The 2,900-nt window shown below is 43.8% G+C and carries 2 protein-coding genes; both read right to left on the reverse strand.

From position 1 onward, the window contains the following. Positions 1-72: 72 nt before the first annotated feature. Positions 73-1,404, reverse strand: a complete 1,332-nt coding sequence (locus WS42_RS14435; protein WP_286728727.1) for a transglycosylase domain-containing protein — start codon at positions 1,402-1,404, stop codon at positions 73-75. 124 nt (positions 1,405-1,528) lie between these two features. Further along, on the reverse strand, positions 1,529-2,900 hold a 1,372-nt coding region (locus WS42_RS14440; protein WP_046451338.1), incomplete at its 5' end, for a PCMD domain-containing protein.

Consider the following 2,900-nt stretch of genomic DNA (forward strand, 5'->3'; position numbering starts at 1 on the left):
CTAAAACTCACAAATTGGGCAGTTAAAGAGTTCTGCTGTCTGATACAAGAGGATAAATTGAATTGATAGAACTCACCTATAATGATTCAATACAGCACTCATTCCTCCATACAAATTACAAATATCCCAAAGTGACGTTTCAGCACCACCCAAAATCAGACTCAGTCCATAATGATCGGCGTCGCGGTTTAAAGAACGAATTCCCAATTGTTTCAGATCATCGTAAAAACGGGCATATGAATAATCTTTGAGTAAGCGTACAAAAGGAATATTCAAGGATTGAGCCAAAGCCTGTCTGGCCGGTACGACGCCCTTAAAATCACGGTTAAAATTCGAAGGAGAATAACTTCCGAAACGGGAAGGGATATCGGGCACTAAGGTCCCGGGTAAAATAAACCCACTCTGTAACATGCAAGCATATAAAGCCGGTTTGAGAATACTTCCCGAACTCCGAACAGCCTGGACAATATCCACGTCATTTCCCCGGCTGCCCTTCCGGGGAGCACTATTCCCGACATAGGCCCTGACTTCTCCGGTCGGGACATGAGCCACCAACACAGCCATGTTATAGATATAATTCTGGCTCAGTAAAGCGGTATGCCGTTCTACGATCTCATTGATCTTTTTCTGCAAGCGTCCGTCGATATATGTCGGGCACACTTTTCCTTTTCTTTCCCGATAAGCCTTAGCCAACAGATGGGGTGCCACAGTAGGGATATCGAACTTTTTTTCCGGCAAGGGCTCAGCCAAGGCCAGGTGGTACGAATCTTCGGACATCACCCCTTCCCGGTATAATTTGGCCAACAACCCGTCTCTTTTTTGTTTCAGTAAAGTATTGTTCTTTCCGGGATAAAGCAATGCCGGTGCATTAGGTAACACCGCCAGTAAAGCAGCTTCGGCCCAGCTCAGCTGTTCGGGCCGGCGGTTAAAATATTTCAGCGCAGCCGCCCGTATGCCGACTACATTCCCCCCAAAAGGAGCGTGTGAAGCATACATCTCCAAAATCTGTTTTTTAGAATAACTCTGCTCCATCCGTAGTGTCAGGAAAATCTCCCTTATCTTTTCAGGAACGGTACGGGGCGGATTTCCCAAAGCCAAACGCACCACCTGCATCGAAAGCGTACTTCCCCCACTGACCACATGCCCGGCCTGTATATTCTGCACTAATGCCCGGCACAAAGCCCACCAATTCACCCCCTGATGGGCTAAAAAATACCGGTCTTCGAAAACCAAAACAGAAATAACATAGCGGGGAGGCAAATCCTGAACCTCTTCAAAACGCATCTGCCCATCATCCGCCACCTTCATACCCATAACCTGCCCTTCCCGGTCGAGCAACACCGTAGCATAAGGGTCCTGAAACAAGGGGACCGGCAGTATATTATACCAGATTATAAAAATCAAAAAAAGACCCCCACCTAAGAACCAAAATGTCCGGCAAGGGTTTCTTTTTATCCTATCTATCAAAATCATCATCTTCAGGTTAACGCAGTAAATTTACAACACTCCCCTGAAAAAACAAGTTTTATCAATCAAAACTCAACTCAAATTCGTCCAATAACAACACACTAGTTGTACTTCCGGCAAAATAATCTCCATACTTGCTGGAAGTAGCCACAATCACAATATAAGTAGGTTTCCGGGTCAGATCGCGATACTGGATATCTATCGTAAATTTCTCATAAGCAGACATCTTACGATCATTTTTGAGCTCTCCGTAGGCTATAATGGATGAATTATCAGCACTATAATCTACAAAAGTTTCTGTCTTTGAGTTGGCATGAAAAGCTTCTGTCCAATCGCATAAGGCCACATAAATGTGGCAACTGTCGGTTTTATTTTTTATAAAATCGAACTTACCATTATCAGGAACCTTATCTACTGTTCCTGAATTATATTTATAATAACCGGTCAACCGGGTAGGCCGGCAAGTGTACGGTATTCCGAAATCCAGTTTTGCATTAAAACCATCTAAACCGGCAAATTTACCGGTATAGAGACTTCCTGCCGCAAACTTAACCGCAGCATAACAAGAAGCGAGTTTTGCTGCCGATCCTTTTATCACATCACTTGTCTCTTCCGATGTCGGATTAAAACCAAAACTGGCCCCTCCTCCGTTCCCGGAATCCCAAGTAGAAATACCTTCTACGCCAGTATACCATGCCTTTCCATTTTTATACCACAGATCGAAATTACTATAAGGAACCTGCTCGGCAGCTTCGGTTGTAAAAGACACCTCAGTCCCTTGCTCTTCTCCGACTACACCACGTACCGAATAAGTAGTCTGAGGTTTCAGGCCCGTTGCTTTCGCTGTAAAAGTTTTTCCGCTAACCACTGCTGTCACTTTCGTCCAGGTTGTCGCACGGGCTTCCTTAATCTCAAAATAAGGAGTACCTGTTTTTCCGGAAGGGATATTTCCGTTTAAATAAGCCAATTTAGCCCAAGCATTCACTTCACCTGTAATATCTGTTCCAGCAGTTTCGCCCGAATCAATAAAAGCAGTGATGAGCCACCTTTCTATACGACCGAAACAAGTTACATAAATAACCTGTTGTTTCTGGAAATTTGTCAGGGTCAATGGATCAGGATCGTAAGTTGCGATGGACGATCCCAGTTTTACATCCTCTACTTGTATATTCGATAAACTTTGGCCTTTTTCAACAGTAATCTTAACCATTTTCTCAGCCAGATTTATAACAGCATCACCTACTTGATGGGCTACTTTAAAATATCTTTCAACAGGCTGATCGGCAGTAATAGTCCACTCATATTCCTGGTATGTGTTGATCAAAAAACGAAAAGGCTTTGATAAATCGACAAAAGAATCGACTTTCAAAGATGTTGCCGGAACGATATCTACAGATTGTTCCCGAGCCGGATCTGCAGTTATTTCCAATGTA

The sequence above is a fragment of the Odoribacter sp. N54.MGS-14 genome (genome assembly GCF_000980295.1).
Classification (GTDB): domain Bacteria; phylum Bacteroidota; class Bacteroidia; order Bacteroidales; family Marinifilaceae; genus Odoribacter; species Odoribacter splanchnicus.